The organism is Gottfriedia luciferensis (assembly GCF_001712755.1).
GTDB lineage: Bacteria > Bacillota > Bacilli > Bacillales > Bacillaceae_G > Gottfriedia > Gottfriedia luciferensis_B.
In genome coordinates this window covers 181,723-202,024 of the sequence record NZ_MDKC01000023.1, presented here as the reverse complement: position 1 = coordinate 202,024, position 20,302 = coordinate 181,723, and the positions used below count along the sequence as shown (strand labels likewise).

Annotated in this window: 27 protein-coding genes; 23 read left to right on the top strand and 4 right to left on the bottom strand. The window is 32.9% G+C overall.

The features are described 5' to 3' along the window. The first annotated feature begins 67 nt into the window (after positions 1–67). Together BED47_RS14200 and BED47_RS14195 are read left to right on the top strand one after the other, a co-directional pair. Positions 68–355: a hypothetical protein gene (locus BED47_RS14200; protein WP_025568205.1), complete on the top strand. Its 288-nt coding sequence runs from the start codon at positions 68–70 to the stop codon at positions 353–355. 73 nt (positions 356–428) lie between these two features. Continuing rightward, entirely contained in the window at positions 429–656 is a 228-nt protein-coding gene (locus BED47_RS14195; protein WP_025568204.1) for a hypothetical protein, read from the top strand. Here the strand turns inward: BED47_RS14195 and BED47_RS14190 are convergent. Next, the gene (locus tag BED47_RS14190; protein ID WP_069034200.1) at positions 643–1,599 is read right to left on the bottom strand and encodes a hypothetical protein; all 957 of its coding nucleotides are present in this window, start codon (positions 1,597–1,599) and stop codon (positions 643–645) included. The two genes, BED47_RS14195 and BED47_RS14190, sit on opposite strands and share 14 nt — an antisense overlap. 189 nt (positions 1,600–1,788) lie before the next feature. Next, entirely contained in the window at positions 1,789–2,706 is a 918-nt protein-coding gene (locus BED47_RS14185) for an alpha/beta hydrolase (protein ID WP_254664601.1), read from the bottom strand. A 188-nt stretch (positions 2,707–2,894) separates the two neighbouring features. On the opposite strand from BED47_RS14185, the gene nagZ reads away from it, so the two are divergent. The 8 genes from nagZ (at position 2,895) to arsC (ending at position 8,599) form a co-directional block, all read left to right on the top strand. Further along, positions 2,895–4,532, top strand: coding sequence for a beta-N-acetylhexosaminidase (nagZ, locus tag BED47_RS14180; protein WP_139116360.1), 1,638 nt, complete (start codon positions 2,895–2,897; stop codon positions 4,530–4,532). 103 nt (positions 4,533–4,635) lie between these two features. Continuing rightward, positions 4,636–4,872: a hypothetical protein gene (locus BED47_RS14175; RefSeq protein WP_049813506.1), complete on the top strand. Its 237-nt coding sequence runs from the start codon at positions 4,636–4,638 to the stop codon at positions 4,870–4,872. 78 nt (positions 4,873–4,950) lie between these two features. Beyond that, on the top strand, positions 4,951–5,337 hold the full coding sequence (locus BED47_RS14170; protein ID WP_069034198.1) for a RidA family protein: 387 nt from the start codon (positions 4,951–4,953) through the stop codon (positions 5,335–5,337). 130 nt (positions 5,338–5,467) lie between these two features. Next, complete coding sequence (cdaS, locus tag BED47_RS14165; protein ID WP_025568198.1) at positions 5,468–6,094, top strand: sporulation-specific diadenylate cyclase CdaS; 627 nt, start codon at positions 5,468–5,470, stop codon at positions 6,092–6,094. 202 nt (positions 6,095–6,296) lie between these two features. Beyond that, a complete protein-coding gene (locus tag BED47_RS14160; RefSeq protein WP_069034320.1) occupies positions 6,297–6,614 on the top strand; it encodes an ArsR/SmtB family transcription factor in 318 nt (105 codons plus the stop codon). Positions 6,615–6,671: 57 nt separating this feature from the next. Beyond that, positions 6,672–7,109, top strand: coding sequence for an ArsI/CadI family heavy metal resistance metalloenzyme (locus tag BED47_RS14155; RefSeq protein WP_069034197.1), 438 nt, complete (start codon positions 6,672–6,674; stop codon positions 7,107–7,109). A gap of 19 nt (positions 7,110–7,128) precedes the next feature. Beyond that, positions 7,129–8,172 carry an ACR3 family arsenite efflux transporter gene (gene arsB / locus BED47_RS14150; protein WP_069034196.1) on the top strand — a complete coding sequence of 348 codons (1,044 nt, stop codon included), beginning with the start codon at positions 7,129–7,131 and terminating at the stop codon, positions 8,170–8,172. 22 nt (positions 8,173–8,194) lie between these two features. Continuing rightward, positions 8,195–8,599: an arsenate reductase (thioredoxin) gene (gene arsC / locus BED47_RS14145; protein ID WP_069034195.1), complete on the top strand. Its 405-nt coding sequence runs from the start codon at positions 8,195–8,197 to the stop codon at positions 8,597–8,599. Between the two features lie 82 nt (positions 8,600–8,681). On the opposite strand, the gene BED47_RS14140 is transcribed toward arsC, so the two are convergent. Then, positions 8,682–9,140 carry a VOC family protein gene (locus tag BED47_RS14140; RefSeq protein ID WP_069034194.1) on the bottom strand — a complete coding sequence of 153 codons (459 nt, stop codon included), beginning with the start codon at positions 9,138–9,140 and terminating at the stop codon, positions 8,682–8,684. Between the two features lie 169 nt (positions 9,141–9,309). On the opposite strand from BED47_RS14140, the gene BED47_RS14135 reads away from it, so the two are divergent. The 5 genes from BED47_RS14135 (at position 9,310) to BED47_RS14115 (ending at position 12,309) form a co-directional block, all read left to right on the top strand. Continuing rightward, the gene (locus tag BED47_RS14135) at positions 9,310–10,236 is read left to right on the top strand and encodes a helix-turn-helix transcriptional regulator (protein WP_069034193.1); all 927 of its coding nucleotides are present in this window, start codon (positions 9,310–9,312) and stop codon (positions 10,234–10,236) included. Between the two features lie 235 nt (positions 10,237–10,471). Next, positions 10,472–10,900: a DUF4395 domain-containing protein gene (locus tag BED47_RS14130; protein ID WP_069034192.1), complete on the top strand. Its 429-nt coding sequence runs from the start codon at positions 10,472–10,474 to the stop codon at positions 10,898–10,900. A 206-nt stretch (positions 10,901–11,106) separates the two neighbouring features. After that, positions 11,107–11,370, top strand: coding sequence for a hypothetical protein (locus BED47_RS14125; RefSeq protein WP_069034191.1), 264 nt, complete (start codon positions 11,107–11,109; stop codon positions 11,368–11,370). Then, positions 11,370–11,651 carry a type II toxin-antitoxin system RelE/ParE family toxin gene (locus tag BED47_RS14120; protein ID WP_084006922.1) on the top strand — a complete coding sequence of 94 codons (282 nt, stop codon included), beginning with the start codon at positions 11,370–11,372 and terminating at the stop codon, positions 11,649–11,651. Before BED47_RS14125 ends, BED47_RS14120 begins: the two co-directional genes overlap by 1 nt. 196 nt (positions 11,652–11,847) lie before the next feature. Further along, the gene (locus BED47_RS14115) at positions 11,848–12,309 is read left to right on the top strand and encodes an SRPBCC family protein (protein ID WP_069034190.1); all 462 of its coding nucleotides are present in this window, start codon (positions 11,848–11,850) and stop codon (positions 12,307–12,309) included. A gap of 46 nt (positions 12,310–12,355) precedes the next feature. On the opposite strand, the gene BED47_RS14110 is transcribed toward BED47_RS14115, so the two are convergent. Next, entirely contained in the window at positions 12,356–13,390 is a 1,035-nt protein-coding gene (locus BED47_RS14110) for an LLM class flavin-dependent oxidoreductase (protein WP_025568188.1), read from the bottom strand. A 296-nt stretch (positions 13,391–13,686) separates the two neighbouring features. Here BED47_RS14110 and BED47_RS14105 point away from each other — a divergent pair, with 296 nt between their 5' ends. The 8 genes from BED47_RS14105 to BED47_RS14070 all read left to right on the top strand — a co-directional run bounded on the left by BED47_RS14105 (position 13,687) and on the right by BED47_RS14070 (position 20,297). Continuing rightward, positions 13,687–13,890: an alpha/beta-type small acid-soluble spore protein gene (locus BED47_RS14105; RefSeq protein ID WP_025568187.1), complete on the top strand. Its 204-nt coding sequence runs from the start codon at positions 13,687–13,689 to the stop codon at positions 13,888–13,890. Positions 13,891–14,061: 171 nt separating this feature from the next. Next, entirely contained in the window at positions 14,062–14,511 is a 450-nt protein-coding gene (locus tag BED47_RS14100) for an RrF2 family transcriptional regulator (protein ID WP_025568186.1), read from the top strand. Between the two features lie 935 nt (positions 14,512–15,446). Beyond that, entirely contained in the window at positions 15,447–15,806 is a 360-nt protein-coding gene (locus BED47_RS14095; protein WP_069034189.1) for a DoxX family protein, read from the top strand. Next, positions 15,803–16,666: a VOC family protein gene (locus BED47_RS14090; protein ID WP_069034188.1), complete on the top strand. Its 864-nt coding sequence runs from the start codon at positions 15,803–15,805 to the stop codon at positions 16,664–16,666. Before BED47_RS14095 ends, BED47_RS14090 begins: the two co-directional genes overlap by 4 nt. Positions 16,667–16,852: 186 nt before the next feature. Further along, the gene (locus tag BED47_RS14085) at positions 16,853–17,680 is read left to right on the top strand and encodes an electron transfer flavoprotein subunit beta/FixA family protein (RefSeq protein WP_025568183.1); all 828 of its coding nucleotides are present in this window, start codon (positions 16,853–16,855) and stop codon (positions 17,678–17,680) included. Continuing rightward, a complete protein-coding gene (locus BED47_RS14080) occupies positions 17,681–18,721 on the top strand; it encodes an electron transfer flavoprotein subunit alpha/FixB family protein (protein WP_025568182.1) in 1,041 nt (346 codons plus the stop codon). It begins immediately after the preceding gene. Continuing rightward, positions 18,705–20,000 (top strand): FAD-dependent oxidoreductase, encoded by a 1,296-nt coding sequence (locus BED47_RS14075; RefSeq protein WP_025568181.1) that lies wholly within the window; start codon positions 18,705–18,707, stop codon positions 19,998–20,000. The genes BED47_RS14080 and BED47_RS14075 overlap by 17 nt, the downstream gene beginning before the upstream one ends. Then, positions 20,001–20,297 (top strand): ferredoxin family protein, encoded by a 297-nt coding sequence (locus BED47_RS14070; protein WP_025568180.1) that lies wholly within the window; start codon positions 20,001–20,003, stop codon positions 20,295–20,297. The last annotated feature ends 5 nt before the right edge of the window (positions 20,298–20,302 follow it).

The following is a 20,302-nucleotide window of genomic DNA, read 5'->3' as shown; positions in this document are numbered from 1 at the left end:
TATTTTCTGGACAATTCAGTAATATCCTTTATCATATAATTAGTAAAAATAATGAAAAGGTGACTTTATGAAAAAATTACTTGTTATCGGAGTTTTAGCAATCTGTCTAATTATTTCTGCACAAACAAATCCATCAAAGGGAGAGTTTGTCACTTGGGCAAAGGATCAACTTAAATTGGAATCAAAAAATAAATATCTGGATTTTGGAATTGACTTGCTAGGAGAAAAACTTATAAGTAAGGTTACAACTAAAAAAGATTATGTCTTTTTTTCAGTTTACGAGGTTAAGGCTTTAGATAAAGACATAAAAGTGGTCGGTTTATTTAATCACTTTATTCCAATTTCAAAAAAATAAATTACGAAGTGGTAGTGGAAAACATTGATTGCTTGTATATAATAGAAGAATAAAGTTAAAAGAGGTGGAAAGAATGAGCAAATCAAAAGCAAGAAAATTACGAGACAAACTAGTTAGAGAAGGTAAACGAAATCCAGAATTAAGTAGAAGTTCATTTGCGATGTTAGATTTAAATACACGTAGAACAAAAACGAAACAAGAAAAATTAAATCAAGTTAAACATAAAAAACAGTCCTTTGGAAAAGATGATTTTCATACAAAGGACTGTTTTTATTTAGATGCTGATCTTATTGTTGTGTAGATGGCGCTTTTTTTACTTTATTAGCAAATTTAACTGTTAGATTTGTTTTATATACATCGGCCGCAGCTTCAAATTGATTGTAAGTATTATTAAATTTTTTATAAACGGCAGTATAATTTACAAGAGCAACTTTTGCTTTTGCTACATCTCTTTTTTGAAGTGCATAATCTAAGCTTTCATTATCTTCTACATCATAGATCTCATCAAAACCATCTTTAAAATACTGATCAAACATAGAGTCTAGATCTTTTTCGATTTGACGATGTGTTGTGTAATCCATATCAAGAACATCATATGCATAGCTAATAATTTCTTGTTCTTTAGATGTCATTCCAAAAAAGCGTTGATTTACTAAAGTCTTTTCAGTTTCATAGTTTTTATATTCAACAGGTAACTGCTTACGAATATAAATTTCATTTTCAGTAAGAATTTGGTCTTCAATATCGTATACATATGACTCGATCGTATCGTATGTGTGGTTTTGGTAATTTCTAATTGCCATCAATTTATTTTTTTGTGTAGTAAAGTAAGTTTTAGCATTTTTTGAATCTACTTTTTTAATATATGTATTAAATTGTGCTGTTATTTTTTTCATATCTACTGCTGCATTATCTTTACGAGCTTTATCAATTCTTGTTTTAAAGCTGGTAGTTTTTGTCACTAGTGCATCTTTACCTGTATATCCGTACTTATTAAATAAAGTAACATCAGTTTGTAATTCTTTATAATAATCATAAACCTCTTGATCTGTATAATAGATTTCACTTTTTAAATTGTTCAAAACTTTAATATAAGAGCTAACTTGTTTTTTTAAATCATTTTGAGCTTGGACAACTTTAGTATTAGTTGCAGCTTGTGTTTCAGTTGGTAGCATACCTAATAGAATACCTGCTGATAGAGTTGTTGCAGTTGCTATAGTTGCGATTTTCTTTATTTTATTCATTTCGGTCTCCTAATAATATAATATTAAAATTTTTCATACTATTAGTATATTACATGTTACAAGAATATTAAATATATATTAATAGGATTAAATCTAATTTAAATTACCTTTAAATGAAGTTAAGAAAATTCACTTCACTTAAAGGTAAGGAAATTAAGTGATACAATCATAAACTAGCAAAGTCCATTTTTAGTCTCGTGACGCATTTACAATTAATTGTGCCATTCTTCTTGGGTATATTTTTGCAGTTGACATATGATCGCCACTTCCTTGTATAAAACGATAAATTCCTAATCTACTAGCCATATGAGGGTACCAACCAGAATTTTCTCCTGCGGGTACTACTGTATCCTCTTGTAAATTAATAAAGCTTCTTGGAGTAGATAATTGGTAAAACGTTTTTAAATCTAGCTTTTCGACTAGAGGCATTACTGGTTCCGGTGTTGTCGCATTATAAATTTGCCTTGCCGTTTGTAAATCAGCCAAGTTAACAAACACATCCCTGAAGTATTGAAATGGTAGTTTGATTGTATTATCAGAAGATTGTTTTGCTAAGTCTAAAAGGAATTTTTGTGCTTGTGGTGGAAATTGATCAGCTAAGCTTTCGCCGTCATTTAAAACAAAAGCATTCCAAAAAACTAATCGTTTAATTCGGTCGTGAAGCTGCTCAGCGACTTTTTGAATGACCGTGCCACCAAAGCTGTGACCGATCAAAATAATATTATTAAGCTTATTAGACGTTATATAGTGAACAACTTGTTTTGTAATCATCTCATGATTTACATTTTTATCTTTATCTGTACCATGTCCAGGCAACTGTGGTGTGTGAACAATATGTCCCATTTTTTGTAGTTCTCGTGTTATTCCATGCCAAAAGAATGGATCAACCCATGAGCCGTGAACTAAAACGAAAGTAGCTTGAGCATGCTGACGGTAAAAAATGTCAGATTGGTCAATTGAATGATGCTGTTGATGAATAGGATATGATTGATATTCGTTATACCAATATTGGTGATAATCATAGTAAGGATTATTCTGATTTGGATGCATATTTTGATTTTTGTAGTTTATAGGTTGAATTATTTCATGGGATTTTTTATTGGTCATGCTAATTAGTCCCTCCTCGTTAATCTTTCTCATCGTATGCACCTATTCGTTAGAAGGTGCCCACTTAACTAATGGAAATATAAGTAAGTAAAGAGGGGAAAATAATATTTTAGGAGGAGAATATTATCAAAAAAACTGTTTTTTTAATAATACTATTGTTAATTATCTGTACAAGTGTTTACTTTGCGGTGAAAGATAAAGTTTTCCAAGATTCATCAAAATCGAATCCAAATAAAAATACAAATCATCAAACGGAGACTAATCATTCGAGTCAACTTTCAACCGAAGAAATTTTAAATAATATACTTTCAAGCGCTAAACAAGGAGAAATTCCAAACCAAAAAAATATACAAGTAGGGAATACTTCTTTAAAGGAGCTAACGGAGCAGTTTGGGGAGTCTACTCAAAAAGATCAGGTAGCTAATGGTACGTACTTAACTTATCAAAAACAGGGATTTACAGTAGGATATGATCATCAAAATCGAATTTATGAAGTAAGATCATATGATTCTAATTTACAACAAATTCACTATGACGATATTATGAAACAATTAAAAAAGCCATCTAAGGTTAAATATTATAAGGATCAACAAGTTGATCAAATTATTTTAGTTTATGAACTTCCAAATCAAATTGAATTGAAGTTTATCTTACCAAGACCAACTAGTGAGAATAATAATCCAACACTTCATCATACGTCAGTATCAATGATTGATGAGCTTACTCCTAGTACTGGCGCTAAACTAGATCAGCTTTTAAATGCGATGACACTTCAAGAAAAAATAGGTCAAATGATTATCTCAGGTTTTTACGGACCGAATTACTCAAATAGTTTAAAAGAACTAGTTGAACAATATCATATTGGTGGATTTATTTTTTACAATGAAAATCTAACGAATAACAGTCAAACGGTTAAACTTGTAAATACTATAAAGGCTGCTAATAAAAATAATCATTTACCGATCTTATTCGGAGTTGATCAAGAAGGTGGAAGGGTTTCTCGTTTACCAGGAAATCTTGGTCAGATACCATCAAATGAAATAATTGGAAAGAAAAATAATGGACAATTCTCATTTGAAATTGGCCAGATACTAGGAGAACAATTACAAGCTTTTGGTTTAAATATGGACTTTGCGCCTGTTTTAGATGTAAATAGTAATCCTAAAAATCCGGTTATTGGTGATCGTTCATTTAGTAATAATCCAAAAACTGTAAGTAATTTAGGAATACAAACAATGAAAGGGATTCAATCAGAGAAAATCATCCCAGTTGTAAAGCATTTTCCGGGCCATGGTGATACTTCAGTTGACTCCCATTTAGAATTACCAGTTGTAAACAAATCGTATACTGATTTAAAATCATTGGAATTAATACCGTTTAAGGACGCGATCAACCAAAACGCAGATGCTGTTATGGTTGCACATATTTTATTACCAAAAATTGATCCTAAATACCCTGCTTCAATGTCTAAAATGATCATTACTTCAATGTTAAGGGATGATTTAAAGTATAACGGAGTAGTAATGACGGATGATATGACGATGGATGCAATAGGAAAAAATTATAATTTAGAAAAAGCAGCGGTTACTTCCATTTTAGCTGGAAGTGATATCATTATGGTTGCCCATGATCCTAACAAAGTAAAAGCTGTTTATAAAGAAATCGAAACAGCCGTGAAAAACAAAACAATTTCAGAGGAACGTATAAACGAGAGTGTAAAACGAATCATTTTACTTAAACAAAAGTATAAACTAGATAATAATCAGGTAAAGCCGGCAGATCTTCAAAAGCTCGTTGAAAAAACAAATAAGTTATTAAATAAGTAGAAAAATTAGCAAAAAAAGGAAATTACCACCTTTTGTCGAATAAATAGTCTGAAAGGTGGTGTTCTTTCTGGGTAGTAAGATTTCAGATGCAGGATTAATGCTATTGGCCATTTTTAAAGAACTTCAAGAAAAAGAGCCAGATTTTGAAAAAGGGCTTCATAATGAAGTAGGAGTAGAAATTGATGATGTCGAACCTGCATTAATTGAATTAGAAATGCAAGGATTTATAAACGGTTTAACTTGGATTAAAAGTGATATAGATCAAAAGGAAATTGCTTCATTATTTAATATTTCAATTACACCTACAGGGTTAGCGAGAGTAATAGAATTATTAAGATAATATGTATACATAAAAAATGACTACCTCAAATGTTTAAGACATTTGAGGTTTTTTGAAAGAAAAAAGGAGGAAATAAATATGAAAATTAAAAAAGTAAACCCTGAATCTGTTGCCGCACCTGTTGGCCAATATAGTCATGTCACAATTGTTCCAAGACATGCAGAGCTAGTTGTTTTATCAGGTCAAGTAGGAAACGACAAAAACGGAGTATTTCCAAATGATATCGAAAGTCAATTTGTCAATGCACTTGAGAACATAAAAAACATACTTGAGAGTGAGAAAGTCGAGCTTACTAATCTTTTTAAACTAAACTTTTGGCTAACAGAGAAAATCGATCGTCAATTCTTTCTAGACTGTTGGAGCCAATTTCATTCTGGTAATCCACCTGCAACAACTTATGCTTATGTATCAGCTTTAGCAAATCCAGACATTAAAATAGAAGTTGAAGCATGGGCAGCAAGATAATCAACTAACTTCGTTACAAACCATCAATTATTATTGAAAAAAACAAGGTGGTAATGATTGGTATAACATAGCCAACTTTGGGAAACTTAAGTGGAGGTAATTCGGTTCGAAAGCGAGATGAAAAATTGAAATGGATGAATTCGAGTCTCAATTAAATCCCACTTTAAGAAAAAATATAACAAATACATTAACTCAACTTAATTTAAAAATCGACGGTATGATTGGAAGAATTGAAAATAAAGGATGCGGCATATTAACGGAATTTGAAAATATTCATCGTGTCTTTAATGATTTACAAATGGATGCTGCCTCATTTTATTTAAATTCATACCTAGCTCCGTATACTGATATCTTTGATGAATTGACAATCACAGTTCAACACTTGTCTAAACGCAAACATGGCGGATTAATTGTTGTAAAAAGAGACGACTCGCTTGAAGAATTGATGAGTTCAGGGATCCACGTCGGTGCAAAACTATCTCCAGCATTGCTAGAATCAATTTTTTATCCAGGTAGCCCGTTACATGACGGAGCAGTACTTGTTGAAAATAACATGATCATTTCAGCAGGTAATGTACTTCCACTTTCTAAAATTACATACGATAATAAAAAACTTGGAACAAGGCACCGAGCAGCAGTTGGAATTTCCGAACAAAGCGATGCACTTGCCCTAGTTGTATCAGAAGAAACAGGAAATATATCTTTCGCTTATAAAGGAAGCTTATATCCTGTTAAATATGGAGCACCTATTAATTGAAACTGAAACGGTCATTTTTGATCGTTTTTTTGTTGGATTTGCAAAGTAGATTGGTGATTTTGGATTTAACTAAAATGGCAGTTTAGTTTCATAAGAAGTTATAAATCAACTTTTTTTGATTTATATATTGCATTTATTTGATAAACTAACATATACTTAATTCATCAAGAAAATTTGATTAAGGAGTAATCACATGACTGAGATGACACAACAGTTCCAGAAATATGAGCAGAAATTTAAAGCGTTAGCAGATCAGAAGCGTCTAGAAATCATGTATGAGCTTTGCCAAAGAGGAAGTACATGTGTATGTGATTTAACGGAAACGTTTGATATGACACAATCAAAGCTCTCTTATCATTTAAAAATCTTACTAGACGCAGGGCTCATTATTAAAGAGACAAAAGGGACATGGAGCTATTACGATTTAAACGATACAGAAGTTAACAGTTTGCTATCAGAAGAGCTTTGTTGTATTTTCCGAAAATCAGATAACGGTAAACGTAACAGTAATTGTTGCTAATTTTTTTAATCGTTAAATCAACTTTTTTTGATATAATAAATTAAGGGAGGATTCTGTATGAAATATGTTCATGTAGGAGTTAACGTGACGAATTTAGAGGCATCAATCGCCTTTTATCAAAAGGTATTTGGATTAGTACCTGTTAAAGTGAAAGAGGGTTATGCGAAATTCCTGTTAGAAAATCCAGGTCTTAATTTCACATTAAACGTTCGTGATCAAGTTGAAGGGAATCAAGTAAATCACTTTGGTTTCCAAGTTGAAACAGCTGAAGAAATTTTAACTCATAAGGAAAGACTAGAAAAAGAAGGTTTCTTTGCTCGTGAAGAAATGGATACAACTTGTTGCTATGCGGTACAAGATAAGTTTTGGGTAACAGATCCAGACGGAAATGAGTGGGAATTCTTCTATACAAAAGCAGATAGTGAAGTTCAAAAAATAGAGAGCACGTCTTGTTGTAAAACTTCCACTGAATCTAAAGTTAATTCTTGCTGTTAGTGTGTAAAGGGAGAAAAGAATGAAACGATTATCATTTTTAGACAGATATTTAACGCTTTGGATATTCGTAGCAATGGCAATTGGGATAATTCTTGGCATTTCAACACCTGGATTTGTAGATAACTTAAACAAATTACAAGTTGGAACGACTTCAATACCTTTAGCTATCGGATTGATTTTAATGATGTATCCGCCACTGGCAAAAGTACGTTATGAAGAGATCGGAAGAGTATTTAAAGATGTAAAAGTATTATTTTTATCATTAATTCAAAACTGGTTAATTGGACCAGTATTAATGTTTTTATTAGCAATTTTCTTTTTAAGAGATTATCCAGAGTATATGGTTGGTTTAATCATGATCGGTTTAGCACGATGCATTGCGATGGTGATCGTATGGAATGACTTAGCTGATGGAGATCGTGAATATGCGGCTGGATTAGTAGCCTTTAACTCCATTTTCCAAATGATCTTTTTCTCTGTTTACGCATATTTCTTCGTAACAGTATTACCAAAAGTTTTTGGTTTAGAAGGAATGTCAATCGATATTACAATGCCAGAAGTGGCAAAATCAGTTTTCATCTATTTAGGAATTCCGTTTTTAGCAGGACTATTTACAAGATTAATTCTTGTAAGAGCCAAAGGTAGAGATTGGTATGAAAAAGAATTTATTCCTAAAATCAGTCCAATTACGTTAATTGCATTATTGTTTACAATTGTTGTGATGTTCTCTTTGAAGGGAGAAGTAATTGTAGAGCTACCTTTAGATGTTGTTCGTATCGCAATTCCGTTATTAATCTATTTCATCATTATGTTCTTTGTTTCTTTCTTCTTAGGGAAGAAATCGGGAGCAAGTTATGGAGTTTCAACAACTTTAGCTTTCACAGCTGGAAGTAATAATTTTGAATTAGCAATTGCAGTTGCAGTTGGAGTGTTTGGAATTAATTCAGGAGCGGCATTTGCAGCAGTAATTGGTCCATTAGTTGAAGTACCCGTAATGATTGCGTTGGTTAACGCAGCGTTGTGGATGAGAAGAAAATATTTTTCAAAAGAAACAACAATATAATTTTAATAAAGGTGGAATAAATATGGCAGATAAAAAAACAATTTACTTCTTATGTACTGGAAACTCCTGCCGTAGCCAAATGGCAGAAGCATGGGGGAAACAATATTTAGGAAATGAATGGAATGTCTTATCAGCTGGGATCGAAGCACATGGTGTGAATCCAAATGCAATTAAAGCAATGGATGAAGTTGGTATCGATATTAGAAATCAAACATCAGATGTAATCGATCATACCATCTTAAACAATGCAGATTTAATCGTGACTTTATGTGGTCATGCGAATGATGTATGTCCAGTAACACCACCACATGTGAAACGTGTTCATTGGGGATTTGATGATCCAGCAGGTCAAGAATGGAGAGTATTCCAAAGAGTTCGTGATCAAATTGGACTTCGTATTAAACAATTTGCTGAAACTGGGGAATAGTAAAAGAACCTTCTATCATGGAAGGTTCTTTTGTTTTCATTGATCAATGGAACTCTGGTATTGACCAAAAGATTCAAAACGGTCAATTTTCTTTTTGGTGACCTCTTTTTACAGCCTCTTCTGATAGTGCTGTGAAAATTTGAAAGGTAATACCGAATTTGTCGGTTACTATAGCGTAGGCAGGACTAAAATGAACTTGTTTCAGTGGCATCACCACTTGACCATCTTCTTTCAATAATTCGTAAAACTTATTTGTTTTCTCTATTTCATTTGTAGTAATACAGATGTTAACATTGTTACCTTTTCGATATTGTAAACCTGGAAACATATCAGCAATCATAACATTGGTCTCGCCGATTTTTAAGATTGCGTGTGCTACTAAGTCCTTTAAATTTTCTGGTAGAGGGGAATTCGGATCTTCTGGTGCATCCCCAAATGATTGACAAAATAAAAGATTTGCATCGAGTGATTCCTTGTAAAAATCAATAGCTTCTTTCGCATTTCCATCCATCATCAAAAATGAATTCAGTTGTACTGTCAAACTAAACAACTCCTTTAGATTTTAGTGTATTATGTTTGTTTAAATCTTTGGTCAGGTTAGTAATCAAATATATAAATGAGACTGTATTGTTTCCTACATCAATATTGATTACACTTACTAGTGTAGTGCCTAAAGGTGACAAATCTAGGCACCATTAAGAGGTGTTTTTATGAAAAAATCAGAACGAATAAATCAAATACTTCGGTTCATCAATCAAAAACAGCAATTTACACTTCAAGATTTAATGCAGGAATTTCAGATTTCAAAAAGGACAGCGCTTAGAGATGTAGCTTCCTTAGAAGAAATTGGAGCTCCAATATACGCAGAATATGGTCGTTATGGAGGATATCGTTTACTTAATCAAATGAAGCTTCCACCTATTTATTTTAATAATCAAGAAATCCTTGCGCTTTACTTTGCAATGCAGTCACTTCGAAGCTTTTCAAATTTACCTTTTCAAGTATCCTATCGTACAATTCATGAAAAATTCATAGATGTACTGTCGGAATGTCAAAAACAAGATATAGAGAGGATGCAAAATCGCGTATCCTTTCAACATACTGAACAAATTAAAGAAAGCATGCATTTAGAAATATTATTAATGGCAGCAGTTCAAAATATTGTACTAAAAATAACCTATCAAAACAGCGTTCGTACTATTCATCCGATTGCTATATACGTAATGAAGGGATATTGGTATTGTCAAGCATATGATATGGATAAAACCGCTTACCGTGTTTTTCGCTGTGATCGTATCACTTCGGCTGAAATAACAACCATTCAACCTTTGGAGGAATTAAAAGTAATTACTAAGCAAAATTCGCATTCGCTTTGGAAGCCGTCAGACAATGCAATACAATTTAAATGGTTGATTAATCAAGCAGGAATAGAACTATTTGAACAGGAACATTATCCATCCATGAAATTAATCTACGAGTTGGAAAATGCATATATTATTGGTACATATGAGCCAAATGAACTTGGCTTTATCATTAAATATCTTGCCAGATTAGGACAAACAGTAAAAATCATAGAGCCTACTAATTTAAAGGAAACTTTACGACAATATTATAGAGATCTTCTTGAAAATATATAATCGACGGGTTCCATCATGAAAAAGAAAAGGGTTTAAGCAATTAACGCAATGCTTTAGTTGAATAAGAGTTCCTAAAGGTTGTCAAATTAGACAACCTTTTATAATTCAAAAATCAACATTTACGAGACTTTTGTTTATTATTATTTTACTTTTTTCAGATTTATGGATTGTATTGTTTTTGAAATCATACTATGATTATACTTAATTATTCCGATACGAAAGGTTGGTTTTATGTATGTCTAATTCAAAAATAAATACAATTCCATTACCTTTAGTTCGTACAAATCAATGGACGATCTTTATTTCTGTTATTTTGACTTGGGTCACTGGTCAGTACTGGCTACTACTTATTCCTTTAATTAGTGGTCTTAGTGGATTACTTTTTGATTTCCATCCAATCATAAAATTTGCTAAACTTTTTTTAAAAAAGAAACCATCGAGTTATCCGCAAGAAGATAAAGGCCAACAAAATTTTAATCAAACAATTGCAGTAACCTGCTTATCTCTAGCATTTATTGGTGCATTAGTTGGTTGGAACGTATTATTTTATGTGTTTTCAATTATGGTCGCATTAGCATCGTTAATCGCAATCAATGGATTTTGTATTGGATGTTATATTCATTTTCAATGGAACCAATATAAATACCGAAAAAGCTTAAGGTAAATTAAATAAAAATCAGAGTCTTCTCATTAAATGAGAGGGCTTTTTTTATGATATGAAATCCAATATTCTTATCATAAATAGAAGTTGATTTTGAAAATATGGAAGAATAATTGAAACTCGTAACATATAATTAATTGGTTTATTCCAATTATTTGTATGATATATGCTATGATATAATAATAAGTCTTTTATTGGTGGTGATTTGGATGGAAAAAGCTCAATTCTCAGAAGAACTTATGAGATATATTTCAAATATGAATCGTGAGAATTCTGTTGTTCAGTTTTCTGTTCCAGGCAAAGGACGATTCACACTTGTTCTTCAAGAAGAAGAAAATTCTATTAAAGCAGACATCGAAGCAAATCCTGAAATAGAGATTATGATTAGGAAAAGTCAGGAAGAGTACAAAAAAGGATTAGGGGTGTCAACATCTGAGTTTTTAAAATCAATTTCCCCTAAGGATTTCATTTAATGATTTTTAGAAATGTTATATGGCTTCCTAATGTACGAAATAAACTTACCCAATTTAGAAGTATAAGATTTACTCCAGAAGAAACATTTGATTTTATTTCACAAATAGTCTTAGAAACAGAAGATTTATTAAAAAATGAAGTCATTGGAAAAGCATATACTGAAGAATTTGGAAATTATAAAGGAATATCAAGAGTCGTAATTAAAAAATTTCGAATTTATTTTGAAAGGGTCAATAACGATATAGTTATTGTAGCAATCGTATTTCCAGGTGAAAAATAATAAAAATCAGAGCCTTCTCATTAAATGAGAGGGCTTTTTTTATGATATGAAAACATAATTCGGTATAATAGAACTAATATTTGAAATTGTGGTGTTCTCCAAGGATTTTAAGGAAAGTTAAACGAAAAATAAGGGGTAACTTTAAAAATAAATGAAATAGATAAAATGATTGCTTCAGGAAGGAAGAATACAAATAATGATTAAATGGAACGAAGATATTGTGATTAATACAAATATCGAAAAAGTATGGAGTCTATTTTTAGATAAAAATATTAAGAAAATAATGCCAAAAGTTGAAGAGCATAATTTAATCGAAAAAAACGAAAACGAAGTAGGTGCAAAGCATCAGCAGAGTTATAGAGAAGGAAAACGTGTAGAATCTTATATTGTTGAAACTTTAGCATACGAAGATACTGAATCATATAAAAAAAAGCAAATCCATTTTGTTTTAGCAAATGCATTTGAAACGAATCTAACATTTACAGTAGAAAAAATCGACGAAACACATACAAAATTTATTTATGAAGGCACGAATGCTGGAGTAAATTTTATCGGACGAGCAATGTTAAAACTAGCTAATCCAAAGGGGAATAATTTAAAAGCAGTACATGATTTTTTACAAAGAGTCGAACAAGAAGCTTTAAAGGAACAGGATTAAGCTTCTAAACAACAAAAAGGAGAACATCAAATGCTCTCCTTTTTTATTATTTTGATACTTTACTTAATAATTCATATGAATATAAACGTGCTGCATGATCGAAAACAGAACCATTTACCATAATCTCATCCGCTTTTGTTATATTTAATACTGTTTGTAGTTTTTCAGTAACAGTTTCGATTGTACCAATAGCAGATAGTTTCATTTGATTTTCAAGTGTTTCTTTTTCAAATGGATTCCAAATTTCATCCATATCATCAACTGGTGGTTTTAAAAGAGCTGGTTTACCACCTCGAACTAAGTTTAAAAATGATTGTTGCTGTGTTGTGAAAAGTCTTTTTGCTTCTTGATCTGTGTCAGCAACGACAACATTTAAACCAATCATTGCATATGGTTCATCTAATACTTCAGAAGGTTTAAAGTTATTATGATACAGCTGCATTGCTTGAACTGTATAGTCTGGTGCAAAGTGCGCTGCAAATGCAAATGGTAAACCTAATTCAGCAGCTAACTGAGCACTAAAGCCACTTGATCCTAATAACCAAATTGGTATATTTAAACCTTCACCAGGTACAGCTTGAACCGTTAAACTGCCTATTCCACCTGGCGGATTAAAGTAATTACGCAATTCTTCTAATTGAGCAGGGAAGTCTTCGTGGCTGCGTAAATCTCTACGTAATGCTCTAGTTGTAGACATATCACTACCAGGGGCACGACCTAATCCGAGATCAACACGACCTGGGTGTAGTGATTCTAGTGTACCAAATTGTTCTGCTATGACTAATGGAGCATGATTTGGTAACATGATGCCTCCTGAACCAACACGAATCGTTGATGTTCCACTTGCAATATGTCCAATTACAACTGAAGTAGCTGAACTTGCAACTGCTGGCATATTATGATGTTCGGCAAACCAGTAACGGTGATATCCCCATTTTTCTGCATGCTGTGCTAAATCAAGACTATTTTTAAACGCATCAGCAGGAGTGCTTCCTTCAACAACTGGTGCTAAGTCTAATACAGATAAAGGTATTTCACTTAAATTCTTAGCAACTTTATCTTGGAAACGATTATTCATCATAAAATTTTCCTCCTAAAAAACAATTTTCAATATATGGAAATAACGAGACGTTTTCATTTGATAAACTGTGTTTTAATTATATACAGTATGCTAAGATTATAGAAAATCTAAAGAGATAATACAAGCTTTTGAACTTGGAAATATTTATACACGAAAACTTCAGATGGTAACAAGAAGTACTTTTGGTAAAAAGAAAAAAATTTGTAAATAAATGTATAGAATAAATTTTTAGAATCATACTATCTTTAATCTGATAAACAACATCAGAGCATCCAAAAGACAAAGGAGTCGACAACATGGCAAACAGAAGATCTTCAAATCAATATGCTTCACCAAATGCAATTTCAGCAATTGAGCAAATGAAGTTCGAAATAGCTTCTGAATTTGGAGTGCACTTAGGACCAGACACAACTTCACGCGCTAACGGTTCAGTTGGTGGAGAAATTACGAAGCGTCTAGTTCAAATGGCAGAACAAAGCCTAGGCGGATATGCTCGTTAAATAAAAAATTAGGATGGAAAGCAAACTTTCTATCCTTTTTTTATTGTCTAAAAACAACTAGATCCATCCAATTAATCGTTATCTACTAATTTAAACAAGATTCAAAACTACTATATACTTGCAAGGGAAACAAAAACGGGGGATAATAATATCACTGGATGGTGATAAATGATGTCAAGTTGTAAAAATTCCGTTACACCTAAGTGGTTCGGATTTGCTATTCAGGCATTAGTTTTACTAGCAACAACAGAAGGGGTTACACCAAGTAAAGCAATCGCAAAACATATTAGATCAGGTGTTTCATTTATGAGAAGAATCATGGCTCCCCTCGTAAAAGAAAAAATAGTAGAAGCAAGAGAGGGACGAGATGGCGGCTATTTATTAGCTAAGTCACCAGAGGAAATTACCTTAAAACAAGTCTACATTGCCCTACAAATGACAGAACCTCTATCAACCGCATTAATTGAATCCACATCTGACTGTACTAGTGGCCGTGTAATGAACAACGTATTTTCAGACTTTGCAATTGAAGCAGAAGAGCACTTACTTGGCTTTTTATGTAACTATACTTTGGCGGATTTTGTAAGACGTGCCAGTCATAAAACAATCGAATCACTTTGAAAATATCGTACATTTGGATGTACGATATTTTTATTTTGTTGGAATCGTATTTAAATAGAGCCATCGCAAATAAAATAGTGCCATCGCAAATAAATATCAGGAATCGCAATTAAATTGTGCCAACGCAAATAAATTTCAGAAATCGCATTTAAATTGTGCCAACGCAAATAAATTTCAGAAATCGCAAAGAAAATAGAGCAATCGCAAATAAATATCAGGAATCGCAAATAAATATCAGGAATCGCAAAGAAAATAGAGCCATCGCAAATAAAATGTCAGGAATCGCAAAGAAAATAGTGCTATCGCAAATAAATGTCAGGAATCGCAATTAAATTGTGCCAACGCAATTAAATGTCAAAAATCGCAAAGAAAATAGAGCCATCGCAAATAAATATCAGGAATCGCAAATAAAATAGAGCCATCGCAAATAAATATCAACAATCGCAATTAAAATAGTGCTATCGTAAATAATTTTCGGAAATCGCAATTAAAAATAACAAAATCGCTATTAAAATATAAAAGAGAATCGTTTACGTTAGAAAATATCAAATTTTTGTATCAATTGAAGTGATTTTTGTTCAGATACACGATCGATTGGACTCTTTTAATGAATTAAAGTGAACTGATAATACATTTTTTTTAACAAAATTCTTTCTCTCAAAGGATTTCAACAAGCGTAAAATTCTAATTTTGAAAAATTGGTTAATCAAAATAATAAAATGCACTTGAAATGAGAACAGTTATCGCATATACTGTATTTAAATCACTAACTTACAAAAAGTAACCACTTAATATCAATCACACTATTTTTTTATACTTTACTGTCTTCGAATAAAGAACAGTAAACGAAATAAAATCAAATATAGTATAAAACTCTAAAAATAACTGCGCTTAAATTAAGTTCAGTATAAAACTAAAAAGGGAGAGATTTTTAAATGAAATGGTTTACCCGAATTATCCAAGGGATATTAATTATTGCATTTCTACTGTCTGGATTTGTGAAATTAAGTGGCAATACTCAGATGTTACATGATTTTAAAGAGGTTTATGGTTATTCAAAAAGTATGATGTATACGATTGGTTCATTTGAGGTGTTAGGGGCAATTGGTTTATTAGTTGGTTATTGGAAGATTATATTAGGTAAGCTTGCTTCAGTCGGATTGGCAATTATTATGGTAGGTGCTGTATTTACTCATTTACATGCGGGTCAAGGCCTGAGTGTTGCAATGGCTCCATTCATTCTGTTAGTGTTAACATTAATTGTACTATTTTCTAGAGGAGGTAAATTAAAATGAATTTTCATCAAAAGCCTAAAGTTTATGCTCCAACAGTCGAATTAAAAGTTGCGAATTTAGAGCGTTCATTAGCATTTTATCAAGAGGTTATTGGTTTAAAAGTTTTGGAACATTCAACTACAAATACTAGCTTAACTGCGGATGGGGTAAATGTTTTAATAAGATTAGAGCAGCCAGACAATGTTACACCTAAAAATGAGCAAAATACAGGATTATATCATTTTGCGTTATTAGTACCTACTCGAAAAGATTTAGGTATCGTGCTTAAGCATCTGATTGAAACTAGAAATCCACTTCAAGGTGGTTCGGATCATTTAGTGAGTGAAGCAATTTATTTAGCGGATCCAGATATGAATGGAATTGAAATTTATGCAGATCGTCCATCGGAGAATTGGCAATGGCATAATGAGTATGTTGTTATGGATAGTAAACGATTAGATGTAGAGGGTCTTTTAGCACTTGCTGAGAATGAAGCTTTTACTGGACTACCAAAAGGCACAATTATGGGGCATATCCATTTACAAGTTTCTGATTTAAATAGCACAGAGAAGTTTTATTGTGAAGGACTTGGATTTGATGTTGTAACGAAATATGGAAGCCAGGCTTTATTTATTTCAACTGGACGTTATCATCATCACATCGGTTTAAATACTTGGCATAGCGCAGGAGGAGTTGCATCTTCTGATAGCAGTGCAGGATTAAAGAATTTTACGTTGTTATATCCAAGTGAAGAAGAAAAATCGGTGGTAGTCAATCGTTTAAAGAATATGGGCGCTTCTGTTTTTGTAGATAATGGCGTAACATTTACAAAGGACCCATCAGGCATAACAATCCAACTTTTAGTTGGTAATGAAAAATAAAAATACAAAATATTTGAGTACCAGACTGAAGAGAGATTTTCAACTACTATGTTGTAAATGTCTCTTTTTTTCGTTTCTCATTTTTTCGTTGCTTTCTATCATATTTTTTCAATAAAAATAATATATTTGAACAACATGTACATTTACTAACTATGGGAGACGGGAAGAAAAAGGGAGAGTGAAAAAGTGTTACATATTGTGGTTTGTATAAAACAGGTGCCTGATACAAAGATCATTAAGATGAATCCTAAAACGAATACGATGGACCGTGCGAGTGCTCCAGCAATATTAAATCCGTATGATGCTCATGCTGTAGAGGAAGCTGTTCGAATTAAGAATAAATACGGTGGAACAGTTTCGGTTATTACGATGGGGCCACCACCGGCTGTTAAAGCTATAAGAAAATGTATTGAAATCGGTGCAGATGAAGGGTATATGATTTCGGACCGTGCATTTGCTGGGGCAGATACTTTAGCGACAAGTTATGCTTTGACAAAAGCGATTGAGAAAATAGGACAAATTCAAGCGATTGATTTAATCATTTGTGGAAAGATGACAATTGACGGTGATACTGGACAAGTTGGACCAGGTATTGCACGTCGTTTAGATATACCGCCGTTAACATCAGTTAAGAAGGTTCAAGAAATTAATAAAGATGAAGGGTATGCAATTGTTCATCGGAAAATAGAAGATGGACATGAAGTAATTAAAACGAGTTTACCTTGTTTATTTGCAGTTGAGAAGGAAATCAATGAAGTTCCTTATTCATCACTTACAAATATGATAAAAGCTGCAAGGTATAACCCGACCATTTGGGCCGTGAAGGATTTAGAAGATATTGATATTAAACAATTAGGTTTAAAAGGTTCACCAACAATTGTATCAAAAGTATGGGCTCCACCAAAGGCTAAAGGTGGAACGGTTTTTGAAGGAACTTCATTAGAAAAAGTAAATGAACTGATGAAGATTTTAAATGAGAAGAAAGAGTTATTTGAAGTGAAAGGAGGGGTATAAATGGATTTCTCAGAGTACAAAGGTATTTGGGTGTTTATTGAAGAAAACGATAAAGTCATTGCACCCGTGTCACTTGAATTGCTTGGAGCTGGTAAAGAATTAGCTGAAAAACGTGGTTGCGAACTAGCAGGATTATTAATTGGTGAAAATGTGAAATCATTAGCCTCTACGTTATTTGAATACGGTGCTGACATCGTTTATGTATATGATGACCCAATTTTTAAGGATTATCGTACTGAATCTTACATGAAAGCAGTACTTGAATGCTGTAACAAATATAAGCCCGAAATCTTACTATATGGCGCAACTTCTAAAGGGAAGGATTTAGCAAGTGCAGTTGCAACAGACTTACCTACGGGTTTAACAGCTGATACAACAGTATTAGATGTTGAAGAAGATACAGGACTATTATTAGCTAGTCGTCCTGCATTTGGTGGAAATATAATGGCAACTATTCTTTGTAAGAAATATAGACCTCAAATGGCTACCGTTCGTCCAAAAGTAATGAAAGCGCTCGCTCCGGTTCCTGGTGCTGAAGGAGTAGTGATTGAAGAGGAAATTGACTTAAAAGAAGAAGATATTCGTACAAAAGTATTAGAGATTGTACGTGCAACAACTAAGAAGGTTCGCATTGATGAAGCCGATATTATCGTAGCTGGTGGCAAAGGATTAGGTAGTAAAGACGGATTTCAGTTGATTCATCTATTTGCTGAATCGATTGGAGCGGCTGTTGGAGCAAGTCGTGATGTAGTTGAAGCAGGTTGGGTTGAACATCATCATCAAGTAGGTCAGACTGGCGTGACGGTTACACCAAAAATTTATTTTGCAATTGGGATATCTGGCGCAATACAACATATTGTTGGGATGCAAAATTCAGGTCTCATTATTGCGATAAATAAAGATCCGAATGCGGCAATTTTTCAATCTTGTCATTACGGCATCGTAGGAGACGCATTTGAAATTGTTCCAATGCTGATTAACCAATTTCAAGAAAGTTTTTCTTTAAAGGAGGAAAATCACGATCATGCCGGAAAAATTTGATGTAATTGTCGTTGGAGCAGGCCCAGCAGGAATTTCATGTGCATACGAGCTCGCAAAAAATGGTGTTAATGTTGTCCTTATTGAAAGAGGAGAGTATCCAGGTTCGAAAAATGTTATGGGTGGTGTATTGTATCGAAAAATGATGGAGGACGTTATTCCTGAATTTTGGAAGGATGCACCAATTGAGCGTGTGATTGTAGAGCAGCGAGTTATGATGCTTGATAAACAATCCGCTACAACCTTTGGCTATAAAGGTCTTGAATTTGCTGAAGAACCTTATAATAATTTTACGGTTCTTCGCTCAAAGTTTGATCAATGGTTTGCTCAAAAAGCAGTAGAACAAGGTGCATTATTAATCAATGAAACGGTTGTTCTGGAGTGTATTGTTGAAAACGATATGGTTGTAGGGGTAAGAACAGATCGACCTGATGGTGATTTATATGCCGATGTGGTAGTACTTGCTGATGGCGTAAATTCACTTTTAGGAAAATCTTTAGGTTTCCATAAAGAATGGAGACCAGATGAAGTCGCTTTAGCTACAATGGAAATATTAAAGCTAGATAGTAAAATAATTCAAGATCGATTTGGTCTTGAAGGTAACCAAGGGGTAGCAATCGAGCTATTTGGAGATGCGACAAAAGGCATAGTTGGCACAGGATTTTTATATACCAATAAAGATTCTCTTAGTATTGGGGTCGGTACATTATTATCAGGAATGATTGAAAACAAATTGAAACCTTATGATTTACTTGAATACGTTAAGAATCATCCGATGATTAGACCGTATATTCAAGGAAGCGAACCACAAGAATACCTTGCTCATTTAATTCCTGAAGGTGGGTACAAATCGATTCCTAAATTGGTAGGAAATGGAGTATTAGTAATTGGTGATGCAGCACAATTAGTAAACGCAATTCATCGTGAAGGTTCAAATATGGCAATGACATCTGGAAGATTAGCAGCAGAAACCATTATCGAAGCAAAAGCGATTGATAACTACTCTGATGTTGCTTTAAAACCGTACGCTGATAAATTACTAAATAGCTTCGTAGGACAGGATTTGAAAAAATATAAAGATGCAACACATCATTTTGAAAAATTCCCTCAATATTTCGAGCAATATATTCCGCTATTAAATAAATCTGCCAGCCAAATGTTTACAGTAGATGGTAAATCTAAATGGGAAAAACAAAAGAATATCATGAGTAATATTGGAGGAGCAAAAGCTAAACTTAAGCTTGCGAAAGATGTATACAAAGCATGGAAGGTGATGAAATAAATGAGTGAGACAAAAAAAGAAAGTACAATCGAAGAAAAGCAGTATCTCGTTCGTTTTAATGCTGATACAAAATCGCACTTAACTGTACTAGATTCCGATATTTGTATGACAAAATGTCCCGATAAAATCTGTACGATCTTTTGTCCAGCAGAAGTTTATAAATGGGAAAATATTCGAATGCATGTTGGATATGAGGGATGTCATGAATGTGGAAGTTGTAGAATAGGCTGTCCTCATCAAAATATTAAATGGGAATATCCGAAAGGTGGGCACGGAATTATATTTAGATTGGGGTGATCGAA

Bases quoted from the DNA above. Each gene is read 5' to 3' on its own strand.
- BED47_RS14190 (WP_069034200.1), bottom strand. From the start codon at position 1,599: ATGAATAAAATAAAGAAAATCGCAACTATAGCAACTGCAACAACTCTA.
- BED47_RS14135 (WP_069034193.1), top strand. From the start codon at position 9,310: ATGAAAAAATCAGAACGAATAAATCAAATACTTCGGTTCATCAATCAA.
- BED47_RS14170 (WP_069034198.1), top strand. From the start codon at position 4,951: ATGAAAATTAAAAAAGTAAACCCTGAATCTGTTGCCGCACCTGTTGGC.
- BED47_RS14100 (WP_025568186.1), top strand. From the start codon at position 14,062: ATGTCAAGTTGTAAAAATTCCGTTACACCTAAGTGGTTCGGATTTGCT.
- BED47_RS14075 (WP_025568181.1), top strand. From the start codon at position 18,705: ATGCCGGAAAAATTTGATGTAATTGTCGTTGGAGCAGGCCCAGCAGGA.
- BED47_RS14115 (WP_069034190.1), top strand. From the start codon at position 11,848: ATGATTAAATGGAACGAAGATATTGTGATTAATACAAATATCGAAAAA.
- BED47_RS14080 (WP_025568182.1), top strand. From the start codon at position 17,681: ATGGATTTCTCAGAGTACAAAGGTATTTGGGTGTTTATTGAAGAAAAC.
- BED47_RS14160 (WP_069034320.1), top strand. From the start codon at position 6,297: ATGACACAACAGTTCCAGAAATATGAGCAGAAATTTAAAGCGTTAGCA.
- BED47_RS14090 (WP_069034188.1), top strand. From the start codon at position 15,803: ATGAATTTTCATCAAAAGCCTAAAGTTTATGCTCCAACAGTCGAATTA.
- BED47_RS14070 (WP_025568180.1), top strand. From the start codon at position 20,001: ATGAGTGAGACAAAAAAAGAAAGTACAATCGAAGAAAAGCAGTATCTC.
- BED47_RS14125 (WP_069034191.1), top strand. From the start codon at position 11,107: ATGGAAAAAGCTCAATTCTCAGAAGAACTTATGAGATATATTTCAAAT.
- BED47_RS14130 (WP_069034192.1), top strand. From the start codon at position 10,472: ATGTCTAATTCAAAAATAAATACAATTCCATTACCTTTAGTTCGTACA.
- BED47_RS14195 (WP_025568204.1), top strand. From the start codon at position 429: ATGAGCAAATCAAAAGCAAGAAAATTACGAGACAAACTAGTTAGAGAA.
- BED47_RS14155 (WP_069034197.1), top strand. From the start codon at position 6,672: ATGAAATATGTTCATGTAGGAGTTAACGTGACGAATTTAGAGGCATCA.
- BED47_RS14120 (WP_084006922.1), top strand. From the start codon at position 11,370: ATGATTTTTAGAAATGTTATATGGCTTCCTAATGTACGAAATAAACTT.
- arsB (WP_069034196.1), top strand. From the start codon at position 7,129: ATGAAACGATTATCATTTTTAGACAGATATTTAACGCTTTGGATATTC.
- BED47_RS14200 (WP_025568205.1), top strand. From the start codon at position 68: ATGAAAAAATTACTTGTTATCGGAGTTTTAGCAATCTGTCTAATTATT.
- arsC (WP_069034195.1), top strand. From the start codon at position 8,195: ATGGCAGATAAAAAAACAATTTACTTCTTATGTACTGGAAACTCCTGC.
- cdaS (WP_025568198.1), top strand. From the start codon at position 5,468: ATGGATGAATTCGAGTCTCAATTAAATCCCACTTTAAGAAAAAATATA.
- BED47_RS14185 (WP_254664601.1), bottom strand. From the start codon at position 2,706: ATGACCAATAAAAAATCCCATGAAATAATTCAACCTATAAACTACAAA.
- BED47_RS14110 (WP_025568188.1), bottom strand. From the start codon at position 13,390: ATGATGAATAATCGTTTCCAAGATAAAGTTGCTAAGAATTTAAGTGAA.
- BED47_RS14095 (WP_069034189.1), top strand. From the start codon at position 15,447: ATGAAATGGTTTACCCGAATTATCCAAGGGATATTAATTATTGCATTT.
- BED47_RS14105 (WP_025568187.1), top strand. From the start codon at position 13,687: ATGGCAAACAGAAGATCTTCAAATCAATATGCTTCACCAAATGCAATT.